The organism is Streptococcus sp. HMSC078D09, from assembly GCF_001813675.1.
GTDB lineage: Bacteria > Bacillota > Bacilli > Lactobacillales > Streptococcaceae > Streptococcus.
The window spans coordinates 743281-744251 of record NZ_KV813675.1; the positions used below are offsets into that span (position 1 = coordinate 743281).

The 971-nt window shown below is 44.2% G+C and carries 1 pseudogene; it reads left to right on the forward strand.

Annotated features, from left to right (window positions below):
- Positions 1-971, forward strand: a pseudogene (locus HMPREF2926_RS08810) (cell surface protein); the annotation flags it as partial.

Consider the following 971-nt stretch of genomic DNA (forward strand, 5'->3'; position numbering starts at 1 on the left):
ATTGATTGACCCTGCAACAGGTCAACCAACTGATGAAACAACTGTAACAGTAGCAGGTGAAGGAACTTACACAATCGATCCTACTACAGGAGCGGTGACCTTCACACCTGAAAAAGACTTTGTTGGAACTGCAACTGGTGTAACAGTTCAGGCGACTGCTACGATTACCAATGCGAACGGTAAGACTGCAACTATCACATCTGATGCAACTTACAAACCAACTGTTGTAGCGGCTGTTCCAACAGCAAGTCCTGCAACTTCAAAAGATATCCAAGGTGCAACTCAAACAGGTACACCAACCTTTGCTGGAAAAACAGTTCAAGTAAATGGTGAAGATAAAGCTATTACCATTAAAGACAATAGCTACACATTGCTAGATAAAGATGGTAACGAAGTTTCAACGACACCAGCTTATGCTGCTGATGGTACGACTGAAATCGGTACATACACAATTGATCCTACAACTGGCCAAGTAACCTTCACACCGACTGATAAATCTTACACTGGTGCAGTGACACCAGCCAAGGTTCAAGCTGAAAGTTCTAACGGTATCAAGGTAGATACAACTTACACACCTGAAATCGTTCCTGTCACACCAACAGCAACACCAGCTGAAACAGAAGATATCCAAGGTGCTACACAAACTGGTAAACCTGAATTCAAGGGTGGAACAGTAACTGTTGATGGTGTTGAGAAGACAGTTGCCATCAATGAAAATGTTCCAGCAACCTTCGATGATGGTTCAACAACCAAGACTGTAGACGGTGTAGGTACTTTCACAGTAGCTGCAGATGGAACCGTAACCTTCGTTCCAGAAAAATCATTCGTTGGAACTGCACCAGCAGTGACGGTTGTTCGTGAAGACATGAATGGAACTAAGGCTTCAGCGACCTACACACCAACTGTAACTCCAGTAACGCCAACTGCATCCCCAGCTGAATCAACAGGTGTTCAAGGTGCGACACAAACTG